Origin of the sequence: Paracoccus angustae (assembly GCF_042648745.1) — a bacterium.
In the GTDB taxonomy this organism is placed as follows: Bacteria; Pseudomonadota; Alphaproteobacteria; order Rhodobacterales; family Rhodobacteraceae; genus Paracoccus; species Paracoccus angustae.
Map to the genome: position 1 here is coordinate 1 of NZ_JBHRXY010000011.1, position 16,237 is coordinate 16,237.

Annotated in this window: 13 protein-coding genes and 3 pseudogenes; 3 read left to right on the top strand and 13 right to left on the bottom strand. The window is 65.4% G+C overall.

All coding sequences use genetic code 11. The annotated features are described in order from the left end of the window. Positions 1-291 precede the first annotated feature (291 nt). Together ACFOM8_RS13405 and ACFOM8_RS13410 are read right to left on the bottom strand one after the other, a co-directional pair. On the bottom strand, positions 292-1,947 hold the full coding sequence (locus ACFOM8_RS13405) for a BCCT family transporter (RefSeq protein ID WP_377762134.1): 1,656 nt from the start codon (positions 1,945-1,947) through the stop codon (positions 292-294). Between the two features lie 314 nt (positions 1,948-2,261). Continuing rightward, positions 2,262-2,693: pseudogene (locus ACFOM8_RS13410) on the bottom strand (transposase); the annotation flags it as partial. Positions 2,694-3,386: 693 nt separating this feature from the next. Here ACFOM8_RS13410 and ACFOM8_RS13415 point away from each other — a divergent pair. The 3 genes and pseudogenes from ACFOM8_RS13415 to ACFOM8_RS13425 form a co-directional block, all read left to right on the top strand. After that, complete coding sequence (locus tag ACFOM8_RS13415) at positions 3,387-4,025, top strand: outer membrane protein (protein ID WP_377762136.1); 639 nt, start codon at positions 3,387-3,389, stop codon at positions 4,023-4,025. Between the two features lie 328 nt (positions 4,026-4,353). Further along, positions 4,354-4,563: pseudogene (locus ACFOM8_RS13420) on the top strand (IS21 family transposase); the annotation flags it as partial. 70 nt (positions 4,564-4,633) lie between these two features. Further along, positions 4,634-5,168, top strand: a pseudogene (locus ACFOM8_RS13425) (IS5 family transposase); the annotation flags it as partial. A 57-nt stretch (positions 5,169-5,225) separates the two neighbouring features. Here ACFOM8_RS13425 and doeB read toward each other — a convergent pair. From doeB to ACFOM8_RS13480, 11 genes are all read right to left on the bottom strand, one after another. Then, positions 5,226-6,263: a N(2)-acetyl-L-2,4-diaminobutanoate deacetylase DoeB gene (doeB, locus tag ACFOM8_RS13430; RefSeq protein ID WP_377762138.1), complete on the bottom strand. Its 1,038-nt coding sequence runs from the start codon at positions 6,261-6,263 to the stop codon at positions 5,226-5,228. 4 nt (positions 6,264-6,267) lie between these two features. Beyond that, positions 6,268-7,449: an ectoine hydrolase DoeA gene (gene doeA / locus ACFOM8_RS13435; protein ID WP_377762140.1), complete on the bottom strand. Its 1,182-nt coding sequence runs from the start codon at positions 7,447-7,449 to the stop codon at positions 6,268-6,270. Between the two features lie 11 nt (positions 7,450-7,460). Beyond that, positions 7,461-8,429, bottom strand: coding sequence for a cyclodeaminase (locus ACFOM8_RS13440; protein WP_377762142.1), 969 nt, complete (start codon positions 8,427-8,429; stop codon positions 7,461-7,463). Next, positions 8,426-9,385 (bottom strand): hydroxyectoine utilization dehydratase EutB, encoded by a 960-nt coding sequence (gene eutB, locus ACFOM8_RS13445; protein ID WP_377762144.1) that lies wholly within the window; start codon positions 9,383-9,385, stop codon positions 8,426-8,428. Before eutB ends, ACFOM8_RS13440 begins: the two co-directional genes overlap by 4 nt. Continuing rightward, positions 9,382-10,125: an aspartate racemase/maleate isomerase family protein gene (locus ACFOM8_RS13450; RefSeq protein WP_377762146.1), complete on the bottom strand. Its 744-nt coding sequence runs from the start codon at positions 10,123-10,125 to the stop codon at positions 9,382-9,384. Before ACFOM8_RS13450 ends, eutB begins: the two co-directional genes overlap by 4 nt. After that, positions 10,122-10,781, bottom strand: a complete 660-nt coding sequence (ehuD, locus tag ACFOM8_RS13455; RefSeq protein WP_377762148.1) for an ectoine/hydroxyectoine ABC transporter permease subunit EhuD — start codon at positions 10,779-10,781, stop codon at positions 10,122-10,124. Before ehuD ends, ACFOM8_RS13450 begins: the two co-directional genes overlap by 4 nt. Next, on the bottom strand, positions 10,781-11,440 hold the full coding sequence (gene ehuC / locus ACFOM8_RS13460) for an ectoine/hydroxyectoine ABC transporter permease subunit EhuC (protein ID WP_377762150.1): 660 nt from the start codon (positions 11,438-11,440) through the stop codon (positions 10,781-10,783). The genes ehuD and ehuC overlap by 1 nt, the downstream gene beginning before the upstream one ends. 59 nt (positions 11,441-11,499) lie before the next feature. Continuing rightward, positions 11,500-12,321 carry an ectoine/hydroxyectoine ABC transporter substrate-binding protein EhuB gene (gene ehuB, locus ACFOM8_RS13465; RefSeq protein WP_377762152.1) on the bottom strand — a complete coding sequence of 274 codons (822 nt, stop codon included), beginning with the start codon at positions 12,319-12,321 and terminating at the stop codon, positions 11,500-11,502. Between the two features lie 23 nt (positions 12,322-12,344). Continuing rightward, entirely contained in the window at positions 12,345-13,130 is a 786-nt protein-coding gene (ehuA, locus tag ACFOM8_RS13470; RefSeq protein ID WP_377762154.1) for an ectoine/hydroxyectoine ABC transporter ATP-binding protein EhuA, read from the bottom strand. Between the two features lie 94 nt (positions 13,131-13,224). Further along, positions 13,225-14,613 carry a MocR-like ectoine utilization transcription factor EhuR gene (gene ehuR, locus ACFOM8_RS13475; RefSeq protein WP_377762156.1) on the bottom strand — a complete coding sequence of 463 codons (1,389 nt, stop codon included), beginning with the start codon at positions 14,611-14,613 and terminating at the stop codon, positions 13,225-13,227. A gap of 106 nt (positions 14,614-14,719) precedes the next feature. Beyond that, the gene (locus ACFOM8_RS13480) at positions 14,720-16,198 is read right to left on the bottom strand and encodes an aldehyde dehydrogenase family protein (protein WP_377762158.1); all 1,479 of its coding nucleotides are present in this window, start codon (positions 16,196-16,198) and stop codon (positions 14,720-14,722) included. Between the last annotated feature and the right edge of the window lie 39 nt (positions 16,199-16,237).

Genomic DNA, 16,237 nt, shown 5'->3' on the forward strand with positions numbered 1-16,237 from the left:
TCTCTTCACCGACGAGGAATGCTACAATTTCTTCAAAGCCGCCGGATATGAAACCGATTAAACGCAACAGGCTCTAGATCTTCTTTTATCGGCAGTCTCCTCATCGCGCCACTTCTTCCGCTGTCGCAACAGCTTCTGGTAGCGCAGGTGGTCTGCCTCAGACCCGCCCCATCTGACGGAGCCCGCTCAGAGCAGCCTGGTCGGATGCGGCTGGAGCGGGTGGTCGGATGTTCATGGAACGTGCGGTCGGATCACCGTGGTGCGCGCAGGTTTCGATTTGACAAGGGTTTATCAGGCCTGACCTTTGATGCTTATCTCCTCGGCGATCCGGTCGCGATGGCGATCACGATAAAGGGCCTTGGTCAGCGACACGCACATGGCGACCATCACAAAGGCGAAGGGCAGGGCACCGATGATCATGGCGTTCTGCAGAACAACCAGACCACCGCCGCCCGCCAGGATCAGCGCTGCGATCACCAGAGTGAGCAGCCCGCCCCAGATGATGCGGTGCATGACGCTGGTCTCTTCCTCTCCGCCGGCCATGATGGTGTTGATGACCAGGAGGCCGGAGTCCGCCGAGGTGACGAGGAAGGTCAGGATCAGCACCACGCACATGATCGCGACAACCGAGAACAGCTGCTCACTGATGATGTGTTGCAAGGTGGCGAACAGCATGTTCGTCTGGGAGGCGTTCACGATGCTGCCCTGGGCGATCCCGGACAGTTCCAGATCGATCGAAGTGCCGCCCAGAATGGTCATCCAGGCGAAGCAGACCAGCGAAGGCATGACGACCGCGCCCAGAACGAACTCGCGAACTGTCCGCCCGCGGGAAATCCGGGCGAGAAAGAGGCCGACAAAAGGCGAGAACGCAATCCACCAAGCCCAGTAGAAGGTGGTGTTTGCCGACTGCCATTCGCCCAGATCCGTGTCGGTGGAATAGGCCTGGACCGAAAGGGAGGCGAAATGCAGCAGGTAATCTACCAATGCCGTTCCGTAGGTAGTCGTGGCAAAGGCAAATGATCCGAAGATCACGAAGATCAGCAGCAGGACGGTGGAGAGAGTCAGGTTCAGGTTCGACAGATATTTCACCCCACGCCCGACGCCTGATACCGCGGACAGGATCGACAGGCCCATGACCACGATCAACGCCGCGATCAATCCAACAACCGAGGGGGTCGGCGCAGAGCCGTTGTCGCCCGGCTGCAACAACCACTCCATGCCGGTGATCGAATAGAGGCCCTCGACCAGCTGGCTCACGCCGAAGCCGATGGTGACCGCCACACCCAGGATGGTAGCAACCACGCCCAGTACGTCCACCACGGCACCAACGGGACCGTTGACGTGACGTCCCAAGATCGGCGTCAGAGCGCTGCGGATTGTGAGAGGCATGTCACGGGTGTAGGCGTAATAGGCGAGGCACAGCCCTGTGACGACATAGATCGCCCAGGCGTGCAGTCCGTAGTGCAGGAAGGTATAACGAAAGGCCGACTGGACCGCCTCGGAGGAGCGATCCGCAACTTTGCCTTTCAGGATTTCAGGATTCGTGGCCCAAAGGTTCATTGGCTCGGCCGTTGCGTAGACCATCAGGCCCACGCCCAAACCTGCCCCGAACATCATCGCGAACCACGAGAAAGTGGAGAATTCGGGTTTTTCGTCCGGTTTCCCGAGCTTGCGACGACCCGAGGAGGGGACGGCAGCCACGAAAATAAGAAACCACGCGAAAAACCCGACCGCGAGGATGTAGAACATGTTGAACACACCCAGGATCTCGGTGTTCAGCAACGACAGGATGGACTCGGCGCTACCGGGTAGAAGCAGAGCCCAAGCCGTGAGCAGCGCAATAGCGATCTTGGACGCCAGGGCGATAGGCGTGGAGTAACCTTCGTAGAAACCCGCATTGGCGGTATTGATGTCGATATCGGTAAAGGGAGGTTGAATGTCAGTCATGCTTACGTCCGCAGTGGACCTCATTTTGTTACAGGAAGGAGGTTAAAGGGCGCCTGACCCAAAGGATCGGCCCTGGGCTAATAGGCAGAGAAGGCTGACCGTCGGCTCCCCAACGATTGGAAGGCCAACATTGTCCCAAACGACGGACTAGTGCCGTAGTAATTGGAGCCTTGGGCAGGCAGCCGGGCCAAAATCAGCGCGGATTTCGGCACATATGTCATGCATGTCATGCAAGGCATGCGGCATAGATATCGGAAAGTTCATAAATAGCAACCTTCAGGGCGTCATCAAAGTGAATCCCAGTACAGCGGCTTGGTAAGCCCAAGGGCGTTCGGCCCGAGAAGCGCCGCCAGCGCCTCGCTGAAGTCCCCCGTGCTGACACCCTGGAGGTAAAGCCGGGGCAGTAGCTCCTCCACTGATTTCGCCTTGCGCAGGTATTGCGGCAGGATGCTGGGCGTGAAGGTGATCTTGTCCTGACCGGGCTTGCGATCGCGCACCCGCGGCACTTTCACCGACACGGGGCCAATGCCGGTCATCACCTCCCGTTCGGGTAAGTGTCCATGGCGCACCCGGCGCGCACGCCCATCCTCAAGCTTCTTCTTGGAAAAGGCGGTCATGAGCGTGGCCAGCTCGGCGTGCATCGCTTGTTCGATCAGCTTGCGCGCGCCATTGCGCAGAACGTCGGTGAATGCATCGGCGCTAAATCCCGATGGATCGGGGAGTTGGGTGATGGTATTGTCTGGCAGGCGGCATATCCCTTTCTCGGCTGAGAATTGACGGCGCGTGAACACCGCCATGATATGCCGCCCCTCAGGGCATCACCAACTCTCGCTTATTGCTCCCTCGATGCCTCCGCCCTGCTCTGCCTCCTGCAGGGGGAGGCGGGAAGCGAGCGCGTCCTGCAGGCGTTGCCGGCAGCGGTGATCGGCACCGCCAATCTTGCGGAGGTGGTGTCCAAGCTGTGCGAACGCGGCCTAACTGCCAAGGAGGTGGAAGATGTGCTCGGATGCCTTCTCTCGATGTCCGACCTCTCACAGCCTCCCAGGCATACGCTATCGGACATCTGCGCCCGGCAGCCCGGACCCTTGGCTTGTCACTGGGAGATCGGGCCTGCCTTGCCTTGGCAGCCGAACTCAGCGTGCCTGCCCTGACCGCAGACCAGGCTTGGGCCGAGTTGGACATCGGCGTAGCCGTTGAACTGATCCGAGGCTGACAGCCGCTGAGATGGCGCCGTCGTCTGTTCTTATCCGCAGCCTTGCTTGGGCCACGCGACCGTCGTGCGGAGGGTGCGGGTTGGCGCTGCGGCCACCAAGTGCCGGCCAAGCCGAAGTCTCGCTCTATTTCAGTCCGCCCCACATTGGTTACAGATTGATCACGGTGGTGTAAGATCAAACCATGCGGGGAACAGCGAACGGGAGAGGAGCATGAAACAGCCACCTATGGCCGCAGCACTTGTGATCGCAATGCTGGCGGGGAGCGCAGGGACGGCGTCCGCCCAGGCATTTTCGATGGAAGATGTCTACCTCAAGGGTTTTGGCGGCGCGACCTGGCCGTCGAGCCTTGATACGACGCTTGTCGAGGAGGGGGAGCAGATCGCCCTTCCCAGCTTCGACCATGACACCGGCTATACCCTGGGCATTGCGGTCGGCGCGGCCGTCACGCCGAACCTCGCGGTGGAACTCGAATACGCCTACCGCAAGGCCGACTTCACGGTCAGAGACCGGGATGAGGGCGATCAGACCGACGGTGACACTTCGGCCAAAGCCCTTATGGTCAATGCGCTCTACATGTTCGACGGCATGGGTCCGACCGGGGCGGTCCGGCCCTATCTCGGCGCCGGCATCGGCGCGGCCAATGTGGAGAAGAGCGCCGGCGGCCAGGATTTCGACGGAGACGGGCTGCTTGCCTATCAGTTGATCGGCGGCGTGGGTTATCAGGTGAACCCCGACGTGAGCCTTTTCGCCGAGGGACGTTGGTTCCAAACCGAGTCGGACAGGTTCGAAGGTCCCGACGGGGAGAGCTTCGACGGCAAGTTCGAAACCTTCGACCTGCTCGTCGGCATGCGCTTTGCCTTCTGACGAAAACGGATGGGCCGACGCTCGGCTTGCCCGCCTAAGGCCCGACTGAAACGCCATGCGAAATCGCGGCGTTCTGCAAGCCGCCGTGTCATGAGCCCGAGGCCTGCGAGCAGCTGTCCTCCAACCGCGCCTGATCCCGTCCCTGTCTTCGGCATCGTCCGAGCCATGGAAATGTCATACCTGTTTCTTTGAAGGCGCCCCTGACCCCTGCCCCCCCCCCCCCCGCTCCATGCTCACGATCCCGTGGTGCGGATGAGACGGGACAGGGCGACAAAGACGAGCGCGCAAAGCAGCCAGGCCAGCCCGCTGTTGATTTCCACCCGGAACTGAGCCGGATATCCTGTGCAAGCATGGCCGCGTGTTCCAGCGCAATCACCAGGTGCCACCGCGGACCATTTATGACTGGCGGCACTATCTGGCTGTTCTCCAGCGCAAGTCCGGGGCCCTCAGGAACGGAGCGCGATCCGCGGAACTGCCGCCTGTCTTCCGGCAACGGCAGGACCAGAGACCTGCCGACCGAGTTCGGCAAATGGTCGAGCGTCCAGGCGTTGTTGCACAAGTCTGACAATAGAGATTCACTTTGCGAATCCATGCGTTAGGCGCGCTGCATGAGCAAGCCATCTCCCACGCGCTGTCGTACGACGCACTGGACCAGCTACAACGCATCGCTGCGAAAGCGGGGGTCCCTGCTGATCTGGGTCGACGCGGACATGACCGGGCGCGCGCCGCATGACAGGCGCCCGGGGCGCCCGCCGGTCTTTTCCGTCGCGGCCATCCAGTTCTGCCTGTTGATCAAGGCTCTCTTCAAGCTTCCCTTGCGTCAGACTACCGGCATGTGGCGAGCAGGCTGAAGCCGGGCTGGACTGGCCGGGGCCGGACTTTTCCACGCTCTGCCGCAGGCAGAAGACCTTGGCCATGCAGATCCCCTATCGCCGCGCAGATGGCCCGCTGAATCTGCTGGTCGACAGCACCGGGATCAGGTTCCTGGGCGATGGCGAATGGCAGGCCCGCAAGCATGGGGTGCAGAGCCGTCGCCAGTGGCGCAAGGTGCATCTCGCCATGGACCCGGCCACATCCGGCATCCGCGCCGTGGAATCCACCCTCAGCCGCGACGGTGACAGCCCAGTGCTACCGGACCTGCTCACGCCTAGGGCGCGAGTTGCGCAACAACGCCTCGACGCTTTCGCCTTGAACGCCGGGTCAGGAAGGTCCCACCATATTCGCGACGGAATCCTCGACCTCCACTCCGATGACTGCCACGCAGTCGCCCGGCTTCACGATGCCCGGGAAATGCCGGGCCATCATCAGGCCCGACCGCCGGGCATGAACGGTGACGGGGGGCAGGCCGGTGCGGGTGACGGGAAAGATGCGCGCTATGGGCTTGCCTTCGCTGACTGCATCGCCCAGGTCGGCCAGGAACTCGATCAGGCCGCCGTCTTCCGCGAAGGTGAAGCAATCGGCGTCGGGCATGTCCAGCCATTGCGTCGGCTCCGCCTCCACCTCGCCCTTCAGCACGCCTGCCGCGATCAGCAGGTTGCGCAGGCCCCGCTTGGCGATCCGCGCCGTATGCGCGGTGGCGGTGCCGCCGCCGCCCAGTTCCGTGGTGACGAAGATCTTGCCCATCTCCTCGGCGGCGGTGTCGTACATGCCAACCGCGTCGATCTCCAGCATCCTGACCGACCAGGGGGCGCCGAAGGCCCGGACCAGGTCGAAGGACTGCGCTTCCTGCCGCTTGTCGGGCAGGACATGGGCCGCGCAATAGGGCAGGAAGTCCAGCGTCTTGCCGCCCGAATGGAAGTCCAGCACGATGTCCGCCATCGGCAGCAGCACGCGCTGGAAATAGTCCGCGATCTTCTGAGTCACGGTGCCGTCGGGTCGGCCGGGAAAACTGCGGTTCAGGTTGCCCCGGTCGATGGGCGATGTGCGCGTCCCCGCCCCGAAGGCAGGATAGTTCATCGCGGGCACGATGATGATCCGGCCCGTCACCTCCTCGGCCCGGATGGTCGAGGCCAGGTCGAACAGCGCGATGGGGCCCTCGTATTCGTCGCCGTGGTTGGCGCCGGTCAGCAGCGCCGTCGGCCCTTCGCGGCCCACGACCACGGTGATGGGGGTCATGATCGACCCCCAGGCCGCGTCGTCGCGCGAATAAGGCAGGCGCAGGAAGCCGTGGCTGACGCCGGGCGCCGAGAAATCCACCGTCGCCGTGATGGGCGAAGGCGTCAGCTGCATCTGCAACATGGCATCATTCCTTGACGAACAGCTTGCGCGGGACGGATGCCAGCAATTCCGGCGCGCCCTCGGTGATGGCGATGGATTCGGTGATCTCCAGCCCCATCTCGTCGGACCAGAGGCCGGTCATGAAGTGGAAGGTCATGCCGGGTTCCAGCACGGTCCTGTCACCGGGGCGCAGCGACATGGTGCGCTCGCCCCAGTCGGGCGGATAGCTGACGCCGATGGGATAGCCGGTGCGGCCGTCCTTGGTGATGCCGTGCTTCTTCAGCACGGCGTAGAAGGCGCCCGCGAACTGTTCGCAGGTGTTGCCGGCGCGGGCGGCCTCCAGCCCCGCCTCCATTCCTTCCAGCACCGCCTGTTCGCCGTCCAGGAAGACCTGCGGCGGCTTGCCCAGGAACACCGTCCGCGACAGCGGCGCGTGATAGCGGTTGAAGCAGCCCGCGATCTCGAAGAAGGTGCCTTCGCCCGCGCGCATCGGCCGGTCGTCCCAGGTGAGGTGGGCGGCCGCGGCCTCGCGACCCGAGGGCAGAAGCGGCACGATGGCCGGATAGTCGCCGCCGAAGCCGTCGGTGCCCCGGATGCCCGCATCATAGATCTCGGCCACCAGGTCGCATTTGCGCATTCCCGGCTCGATCTTCTCGAAGATGCGTTCGTGCATCTTCGTGACGATGGCGCCCGCCTTGCGCATGTAGTCCAGTTCGGTCGGCGACTTGACTGCGCGCTGCCAGTTCACAAGGCCGGTGGTGTCGCTGAAGCGCGCGTCGGGCAGGCCCCTTTGCAGCGCGGCAAAGGCCGCGGCGGTGAACCAGTAGTTGTCCATCTCGACGCCGATGCGCTTGGCGCCCCATCCCTTGTCCGTCAGGATCTGCGACAGCAGGTCCATGGGGTGCTTGAGGGTATTCATGACATAGTCGTCGGGATAGCCGATGATGTTGGCTTCGGCCAGATAGGCGGTGAAGCGCGCGCCCACCGCGTCCATGCCGCGCCCGAAGAAGATCGGCTCGCCATCGGGCGGCACGACGACGCATTGGTGGACATAGAAGGACCAGCCGTCATAGCCGGTCAGCCAGTTCATGTTGGACGGATCGGTGACGATCAGCAGATCGACGCCCTGCGCCTCCATCGCCCGGCGGGTCTTGGCGAGGCGCTCGGCATATTCCTCGCGCGTGAATTTCAATGCGACATCTGTCATCGGGGCTGCTTTCAGAGGGTGAAGTCCTGGCCAGCCCCCGCCCTGGCCGCGCGGGTCAGGGCAAGGGTGGCAATGGCGGTGTCCTGGATGCCGGTGCCTGTAAGGTCGGCAAGGGTGACCTGGGTGTCGCTGGTGCGGCCCGGGGCCAGCCCCGCAAGGATCTGGCCCAGTTCGGGAAAGTCGCCGTCGATCCCGGCATGGCGCAGCTCGCCCAGGGTGCGGGTCTGCGAAAGCCGGTCGGCGACATAGCGGGCGGCGGCGATCAGGCCGGGGGCAATCTCGTTCTTGTGCTCGGCGTCGGACCCCATTGCCGTCACATGGGTGCCGGGCGCGACACGGTGCAGGATGGGGGCATCGGCGGGCGTGGTGGTGACGACGATGTCCGCGTCCCTTGTGGCGTCATCGACCGTGGCGGCGGCGGTCACGGGGATCGACAGCGCCGCCGTCATCTCGTCGGCGAAGGCCCGCGCCCTGGCGGCATCGCGCGCCCAGACGGTCGCGCCTGTCAGCCGCCGGACAAGCGCCAGCGCCTGCAACTGCATCCGCGCCTGCATCCCGGCGCCCAGGATGGCGGCGCGGGACGCATCGGCACGCGCCAGCGCGTCGGCGGCCACGGCCCCGGCGGCGGCGGTGCGCAGGTCGGTCAGATAGCCGTTGTCCAGCAGCAGCGCCTCGACCAGTCCGGTCGTCGATGACAGAACCACCATCATGCCGTTGGTCGAGGGCAGCCCGAGCGCCGGATTGCCAAAGAAACCGGGCGAGATCTTGATGGCGAAATGCGACAGGCCGGGGATATGGGCGGTCTTCACGTCCACCTCGCCCCGGTGTTCGGGGATGTCCAGGCGCAGGATCGGCGGCATGGCGACGGGCCTGGTCGCCAGCGCCACGAAGGCGTCGCGGATGCAGGCGACGGCGTCCCGATCCAGCGGCACGAGGGCGCGCAGATCCGTTTCGGTCAGGATTTTCACGGGCGGTCTCATGCGGCCTCCGATGCGCCTGCCATGACGCGGGCGTGCAGGGCGGGGTCGATGTTGCCGCCCGACAGGATTGTGACGGCCGAACCCTGCGGGCGGACCTTGCCGGCCAGAAGGGCGGCATGGCCTGTCGCCGCCGCGCCCTCGACCACATGGCCCGCATGGCCCAGGTGCCGGATGCCTTCCGCGATCTCGGCCTCGGTCAGCAGGATCACTTCGTCCAACAGGTCGCGGCACAGCGGAAAGGTCACGCGATTGGCAAGCCCGATGCCGCCGCCCAGGCTGTCGGCAAGGCTGGCGACCTCGGGCACCTCGACCGGGCGGCCCGCCTTTAGGCTGGCGGCCATGGCGGCGCCGTTCTCCATCGTCAGGCCGATCACGCGGGTCGCGGGGGACAGCGCCTTGACCGCGACCGCGATCCCCGCCGCAAGCCCGCCGCCCGACAGCGGCACCAGCACCACATCGGGGGTGCCGATCTCCAGCCCGATCGTGCCCTGCCCCGCCACCACCTCGGGATGATCGAAGGGCGGGATCTCGGTCAGTCCTTCCTCGGCCACGGCACAGGCGACGGCGATCATCGCCTCGTCCTGGCTGTCGCCGGTGATGCGAACGGCGGCCCCCAGGTCGCGGATGGCCTGCACCTTGTTGTCGGGGACCAGGCGCGACAGGCAGACCGTGGCGGACACGCCAAGCGCCCGCGCCGCATGGGCCACGGCGCGCCCGTGGTTGCCGGTCGAGGCGGTGACGACGCCGCGCGCCAGTCGGGCGGGGTCCAGCGACAGGATCGCATTGGTCGCGCCGCGCAGCTTGAAGGCGCCCGTGGTCTGGCGGTGTTCGCATTTCAGCCAGACCGGGTGGCCCAGCCGGTCCGACAGGGCATCGTCCCGGATCAGCGGCGTCCGGGCCACATGGCCGGCGATGCGGGACGCGGCGGCGCGGATGTCGTCGGGGGTCACGGTCATGGCAGCCTCATCAGCTGGCCGGAAAGGGCCGCGCCCCCGTCCCCGCAGGCCCGCATGGCCGCCCAGAGCGTCGCCAGGTTCGAGGTGACGACCGGCACCCCCACCGCATCCTCGATCCGCCCGGCGATCCCCGCCGCCCGGACAGCGGTGCAGGACAGGAACAGCGCCTGGCTGCCCGGCACGAGGGCCGCGCGGGCCGCGTCGGTGATCGTGGCGTGGGACATCCGCGCCATGTCGCGGTCGTCCGTCAGGTTCAGGCAGGACACACCCTGCAAGGCAAAGCCGCCGGCCTCGAAGCAGTCGGCCATGGGTCGCGTGGTCTGCGGGGTATAGGGCGTCAGCAGCGTGATCCGGTCGGCCCCGAGCGCCCGCAGCGCGGCAAAGCCCGCCGAGATGGGGGTGATCGCCCTTGTCCCCGGCTTGCCCGCGCGGATGGCGTCCCGCACGGCCTCGTCCCCGATCACGACCGAGGCCGAGGTGCAGCTGTAGACGACCGCATCCAGCGGCTCGTCCGGCAGGATCAGCGCGGCGGCCCGCGTCACGTCGCCCGCCATTGCGGCCAGCCTGTCCGGCGTGACCGGGTTCGCGAAAGGGATCCGGGTCGCATAGACGCCGATCCCGCGCGGGGGCAGGACGGCGAAGTCCACCTCGGTCGTGTGGTCGGTCGCCAGGGCCACCAGCCCGACGCGGCGCGGCAGGGGGCGGTCGTCCAGCGCGACGGGCAGGTCCAGCACGGTCATCCGCCGACCCTCCCGTAGCGGCGTTCCAGCCAGCGGAGCCCGACGACCGAGATCACGCTGACAACAAGGAACATCACCCCCACCATCGTCATCGGCTCGACATAGCGGTACGAGCTGTTGGCGACGGATTTCGCCTGGTTCATCAGTTCCAGCACGGTGATGGCCGAGAGCAGCGGCGTTTCCTTGAACATCGCCAGCAGATAGTTGGCCATCGCCGGGATCATCGGCGGGATCGCCTGCGGCAGGATGACATGGACCCAGGTCTGCCGGGCGGTCAGGTTGGTGGCCTTGGCGGCTTCCCACTGGCCCCGCGACACGGCCTCGATCCCGCCGCGATACACCTCGGAGGCGTAGGTGGCGTAGTGCAGGCCCATGCCGATCACCCCGGCGGTCAGCGCGGGCAGGCGGATGCCCAGGTCCGGCAGGACGTAGAAGATGAAGTAAAGCTGCACCAGCAGCGGCGTGCCGCGGATGAATTCCACGACAAGGCCGGTCGTGCGCGACACCAGCCGGTTCCGGGACCGGCGCAGGATGGCGAAGACCAGCCCCAGGATCGCCGCGACGACGGCGCCAAGCGCGGTGGCGACCAGGGTGATCCTGAAGCCCGCCAGAAGCTGCGGCATGATCGACCAGGTGAAGTCCCAATCCCACTCCATCAGCGCACCCCGTCCAGGCCGCGCGTCACGCGCCGTTCACAGGCGCGGATGGCCAGCGAGATCAGCGAGGACATCGCGAAATACAGCACCAGGATCGTGACAAAGGGCACCAGCGTGCTGCCGGTCTGCGACCGCACCACCTGCGCCTGGAAGGTCATGTCCGCCAGCGAGATCAGCGACACAACCGAAGTGGCTTTCAAAAGCTCGATGGCGTTGTTGCCGAAGGTGGGCAGCATCAAGGGCAGCGCCTGCGGCAGGATCACGTGGCGCATCCTCTGGAAGCGGGTCAGATTGACGGCGATGCAGGCCTCGTACTGGTCGCGCGGCACGGCCTGGATCGCACCGCGCACGACCTCGGCCCCGTAGGCGCCGACGTTCAGGCCAAGCGCCAGAACCCCGGCCTGCATGGGCGTGGGCGCCCATAGCCCGGTCATCGGCAGCACGAAGTAGATCCAGAACAGTTGCACGAAGATCGAGGTGCCCCGGAAGAACTCGATATAGGCGGTGGCAAGCCAGCGGACGGCGGCCACGGGCGACAGGCGGCCTAGCCCGGCGACAAATGCCACGACAAGCGCCACCGCCGACCCCAGCACGGTCAGCAGGACCGTGGTCCTGGCCCCCTCGAGGATAAGCGTCAGATATCCAGACCAGTCGCCCATGCGCCGATGCCTGCCTTTCCGTCAATGGTTGAAGGCGGGGTCAGGCCCCGCCGCCGGGATCATTCCTGGGCGCAGAGCGTTTCTCGGTTGGTCGAGATCGCGGCCTGGGCCGAAAAGCCGTAGGGCTCGACGATCTTCGCGAACTCGCCCGACTCCTTCAGCTTGGCCAGTTCGGCGTCGAAGGCGTCGCGCAGGTCGGTGTCGCGCTTGTTGAAGGCGGCGCCGTCGCAATAGACCGGGGCGCCCTGGACCGGCGCGAAGACCTCCAGCGTGTCGTCGGCCGATTTCGCCAGAAGGTCGTTCAGCGACAGGACCGGCAGCGAATAGGCGTCGATGCGGCCATCCTGCACCATCTTCAAGCCGGACTGCGGATCGGGCACCACGATCAGCCGGTCGCGCGGCACGCCCGCGTCAAGCGCCAACTTTTCCTCGGTCCCTCCGCCGGGGGTGCCCAGACGGGCCTCGGGATCCTTGGCGAAATCCTCGTAGGACTGGAAGCCTTTGGGATTGCCCGCGGGCAGCAGCAGCGCCTCGGCATCGCAGAGGATCGGCTCGGAATAGGCGACCGCGTCGCAGCGTTCGGGCTTCATGAACAGGCCCGCGGTGATCGCATCCACGCGGCCCGCTTGAAGGCTGGGGATCATCGCGCCGTAATCCAGGATCGAGGCTTCCAGATCCGCAACGCCAAGCGCGGCGAAGACGGCGCGGGCCACGTCGGGTGCCGCCCCCGACACCTTGCCGTCGGCGCCGATGGCGGTGAAGGGCGGCTCGTTGCCGATGGCGATGCGGACGGTTCCGGCTTCTTTCAAGTCGTCCAGCTTGTCGGCAAGCGCGGGGATCGGGGCTGCCAGAAGAACGGCAGCGATCAGGCATGTCTTCATGGTTCTCTCCTGTTGGATGGGCATCACACGCGCTGTCCGGCGGCGATGATCTTGCGCAGGAAGGACTTCGTGCGATCCTCTTGCGGCGCGGTGAAGATCTGGTCGGGCGGGCCTTGCTCGACGATGCGGCCCTTGTCGAAGAACAGGACGCGGTCGGCGAAGTCATGGGCGAAGCCCATCTCGTGCGTGACCAGCAGCATGGTCATGTCGGTTTCCCTAGCCAGGCGCTGCATCACCTCCAGCACTTCCTCGACCAGTTCGGGGTCAAGGGCCGAGGTCACCTCGTCGAACAGCATGATCTGAGGCTGCAGGGCGAGGGCGCGGGCGATGGCCACGCGCTGCTTCTGGCCGCCCGACAACTGGCTGGGCATGTAGTCGGCCTTGTCCGCAAGCCCCACCATGTCCAGCAGTTCGCGCGCGCGGCGTTCGGCGTCAGCGCGCCTTTCGCCCTTGGTCAGGACTGGGGCCAGGGTGATGTTCTGCAACACCGACTTGTGCGGGAACAGGTTGAAGTGCTGGAACACCATGCCGATGTGGCGCCGCATCCGGTGCAGGTGCGCCTCGTCCGCCGGAACGTCGGCGCCGTTGCGGGCCATGTGGTAAAGCGGCTCTCCGCAGACCTCGATCCGCCCGCCCGAAATATCCTCCAGCGTCATAAGGATGCGCAGGATCGTCGTCTTGCCCGATCCCGAGGGACCGATCAGGGCCAGCTTCTCTCCCTTCATCACATCGAAGCTGAGACCGTCTATGACGGTCAGCGTCCCGAAGGACTTCTGAAGGTTCTGGATGCGGATGATCGGCTGGTCCAAGGTGTCCCCCTCGCTATCACCGCGACATTTGACCCACAATTAAATCAGGTCAATACGAAAAATAATATCATATCAATTTTAAAGGTGCTCCTGCCTATCCGATCAGCGGAAGCAACGGCTCGGCCGTGCTGCCCAGGGTGTCCGTCACCAGCGAAAGGCCCTGGCGCAGGTCGCTGGCGGTGGTGGAGCCAAGGGCGATGCGCACCGCATCCCGCCGCCCCCGGTCGTCAATCCGGAAGGCGCCCCCCGACGCGACTGCAACGCCGCGCCGTCGGGCTTGCGCCACGAAATCCTCCTCGTTGCTGCCGGGCGGCAGTTCCAGCCAGATGTGCAGGCTTTGCGGATGCGTGTGGAAGGGTGCGCTGCCAAGAACCTCCTGCGCGATCTGGTGGCGTTCGCGCAGGGCGTCGCGCTGCCACAGGATCAGCCGGTCCACGGTGCCGTCGCTGATCCAGTGGCTGAGCAGTTCCACCATCGCCGGCGTCGCCATCCAGTTCGTGACCAGATGGCGGTTGGCCGTTGCAAGCGCCGTGCGGGGCGGGGAAACCAGCCAGGCAACACGCAGGCCGGGCAGCGTCGATTTGGTGAAGCCGTTGACATGAAGAACGCGCTCCGGCGCCAGGGCGGCCAGGGGCGGCGGACGATGTTCGACCAGCCTGTTCAGCATGTCGTTCTCGATGATCTGGATGTCATGCCGCCGTGCGACTTTGATCAGCTCGTGGCGGCGTTCCAGACTGCTGACGATGGCCAGCGGATTGATCGCGGAAGGCTGTATGTAAAGCGCGTGCAGGCTGCCTTTGTTGGCCAGGCCGTCGAGGGCGTCCGGCAAGATGCCGTCCTTGTCGAACGGCAGTCCCTCAAGGTGCAGGCCCAGGTATTTGCACAGGGGAATAAGGAGATGGTGCGTCAGGGTCGCGGCCGCGATCGTGCCGCCGACCGGCACCGCGCTCATCACCGCGGTCGTGATGGCCGAGGTGGCGCCGTCGGTGATCGTGATATTGCCAGGGGCCACATCCAGTCCGTTCCGCCCCAGCCAGTCCGCTGCAATCTGCTTGTGCCGGGGCATGACCGAATTTGGCCGAAACGCAAGGGCCGCGGATTCCGTGAGGTTATCCGCCACCCAGTGGAGACCCTTGCGGAATATCTCGACATGCCTGCGCTCGGTGACGGGCTTCAGGATCGACAGGTCGATCAGCGCCGCCTCCCGCTGGGCAAGATAGGGCGAGCGGTCCTCGGCCGCCGGGGAAAGCACGAAGGAGCCGCGCCCCACCTCGCCGACGACAAGGCCGCGACGGATGAGTTCCTCATAGGCGCGCGAAACGGTCTGGACCGACAGTCCAAGATCGTCCGCAAGCTTGCGCTGCGGCGGAAGGCGCGCGCCCGCCGCCACGATCCCCTTGGCGATCGCCTGCGCGAACTGGTCGGCAAGCGACTGATAGGCCGGACGGCGCAGGGCAGCAGGATTGGGAAGCCAGGTGGTCATGTCGATCCGTGGCGGAGATGCATGGATCATATTGACATGGTTTCCCCACGCGTGACCAGAGATCTATTTCGGGGAATGTCCAGATTGGAATGAAATTGTGCTGCCTCTAGGCTGGCCCGCGCCCATGCCGGGCGGTCCCCGCCCGGTCGATGCAGACGACCTTCGGCTGCGTCATCTCTTCATAGGCGAAGCGGACGCCTTCGCGGCCAAGGCTTCCATACTTGAACCCTCCGAAGGGCATTGCATCGAAGCGATAGTCTGACGAGTCATTCACCATCACGCCCCCTGCTTCGATCCGCCGCGCGGCTTCCACGGCCAGGTCCAGATTCGACGTGAAGATCCCCGCGTGCAGGCTGAAGTCGATAGCATTGGCAAGTTCGATCGCCGCCTCGAAGCTGTCGAAAGGCTCGAGTGTCACGACGGGCGCGAAGGCTTCCTCGCACCAGATGGCGGCATGATGAGGCACGTTCTCGAGAACCATGGGCGCATAGACAGCGCCTTCGCGGTGATGCCCCGTCAGGACACGCGCACCCATGGCCACCGCGGCGTCAACCGCGGTCTGGGCACGGATGGCGGCGGCCTCGGTTATCATCGGCCCCACGTCGGTGCTGTCCAGCGAAGGATCCCCTGCGACAAGCCTCGCAGTGCGGGCGACAAAGCGATCACGGAATGCGTCGTAGATCGTCCGTTCGACAAGGATCCGCTGCGTGCCGATGCAGTTCTGCCCTGCGGCCCAGAACGCCCCGGAAACCGATGCCTCGACGGCGTGATCCAGATTTGCATCCGCCATGACGATGACGGGCGCATTGCCGCCCAGGTCCATAGCCAGCTTCTTCAGCCCTGCCCCACGGGCGATGGCCTCGCCGGTGCGGAAGCCTCCGGTGAACGAGACCATGCGCACCTCGCGCGCCGCGACAAGGGCGGCGCCCAGGTCGGCGCCTCCGACCGCAGTCGTGATCACCTCCTCGGGCAGGCCAGAGTCGAGCAGCGCCTGCACAAGGGACAGGGCCGACAAGGGCGCCAACTCGGACGGCTTGAGCAGGACGGCATTCCCGCCCGCAATCGCCGGGCCGAGCTTGTGGGCAACAAGGTTCAGGGGATCGTTGAAGGGCGTGATCGCCAGAATGATCCCCAAAGGCTCGCGGCTGAACCAGCCCATTCGCGTATCAGACCCCGCATAGGCGTCAAAGGGGATGACCTCGCCCGCGTTGCGGCGTGCTTCCTCGGCCGAAAGCTTCAGGGTATTGACGCACCGGCGGACTTCCTTGCGGGCCTGGCGGATGGTCTTGCCGGCTTCTTCAGTGATCCGCCGCGCAAACCGGTCCAGATCGGCTTTGACGCGCTCGGCGGCACTTTCCAGGATCTCGGCGCGACGGTGGCGCGGCAACTCGCGGGCCACGGCCGCGCCGCGAAGGGCGCGCTCGATCAGCCCGTCTCTATCCGCCGCCGATGCTTGTGCGACGGCACCGATGGGCAAACCGGAAAACGGGCTACGGACGGTGATGTCCGCAACTGCGAATGGGGAGATGGAGTTCACCATCGGCTCCTGTGACCTGTCATTGACATGATGAGGACTGCACGGCATGGGCGGCAGGTTCAGGATGAACTGCCGAACGCCGTCTTG

What these genes read in the sequence shown, in the direction of transcription:
- ACFOM8_RS13405 (WP_377762134.1), bottom strand. Translation starts at nt 1,947, where the DNA reads ATGACTGACATTCAACCTCCCTTTACCGATATCGACATCAATACCGCC.
- ACFOM8_RS13415 (WP_377762136.1), top strand. Translation starts at nt 3,387, where the DNA reads ATGGCCGCAGCACTTGTGATCGCAATGCTGGCGGGGAGCGCAGGGACG.
- doeB (WP_377762138.1), bottom strand. Translation starts at nt 6,263, where the DNA reads ATGTTGCAGATGCAGCTGACGCCTTCGCCCATCACGGCGACGGTGGAT.
- doeA (WP_377762140.1), bottom strand. Translation starts at nt 7,449, where the DNA reads ATGACAGATGTCGCATTGAAATTCACGCGCGAGGAATATGCCGAGCGC.
- ACFOM8_RS13440 (WP_377762142.1), bottom strand. Translation starts at nt 8,429, where the DNA reads ATGAGACCGCCCGTGAAAATCCTGACCGAAACGGATCTGCGCGCCCTC.
- eutB (WP_377762144.1), bottom strand. Translation starts at nt 9,385, where the DNA reads ATGACCGTGACCCCCGACGACATCCGCGCCGCCGCGTCCCGCATCGCC.
- ACFOM8_RS13450 (WP_377762146.1), bottom strand. Translation starts at nt 10,125, where the DNA reads ATGACCGTGCTGGACCTGCCCGTCGCGCTGGACGACCGCCCCCTGCCG.
- ehuD (WP_377762148.1), bottom strand. Translation starts at nt 10,781, where the DNA reads ATGGAGTGGGATTGGGACTTCACCTGGTCGATCATGCCGCAGCTTCTG.
- ehuC (WP_377762150.1), bottom strand. Translation starts at nt 11,440, where the DNA reads ATGGGCGACTGGTCTGGATATCTGACGCTTATCCTCGAGGGGGCCAGG.
- ehuB (WP_377762152.1), bottom strand. Translation starts at nt 12,321, where the DNA reads ATGAAGACATGCCTGATCGCTGCCGTTCTTCTGGCAGCCCCGATCCCC.
- ehuR (WP_377762156.1), bottom strand. Translation starts at nt 14,613, where the DNA reads ATGACCACCTGGCTTCCCAATCCTGCTGCCCTGCGCCGTCCGGCCTAT.
- ACFOM8_RS13480 (WP_377762158.1), bottom strand. Translation starts at nt 16,198, where the DNA reads ATGCCGTGCAGTCCTCATCATGTCAATGACAGGTCACAGGAGCCGATG.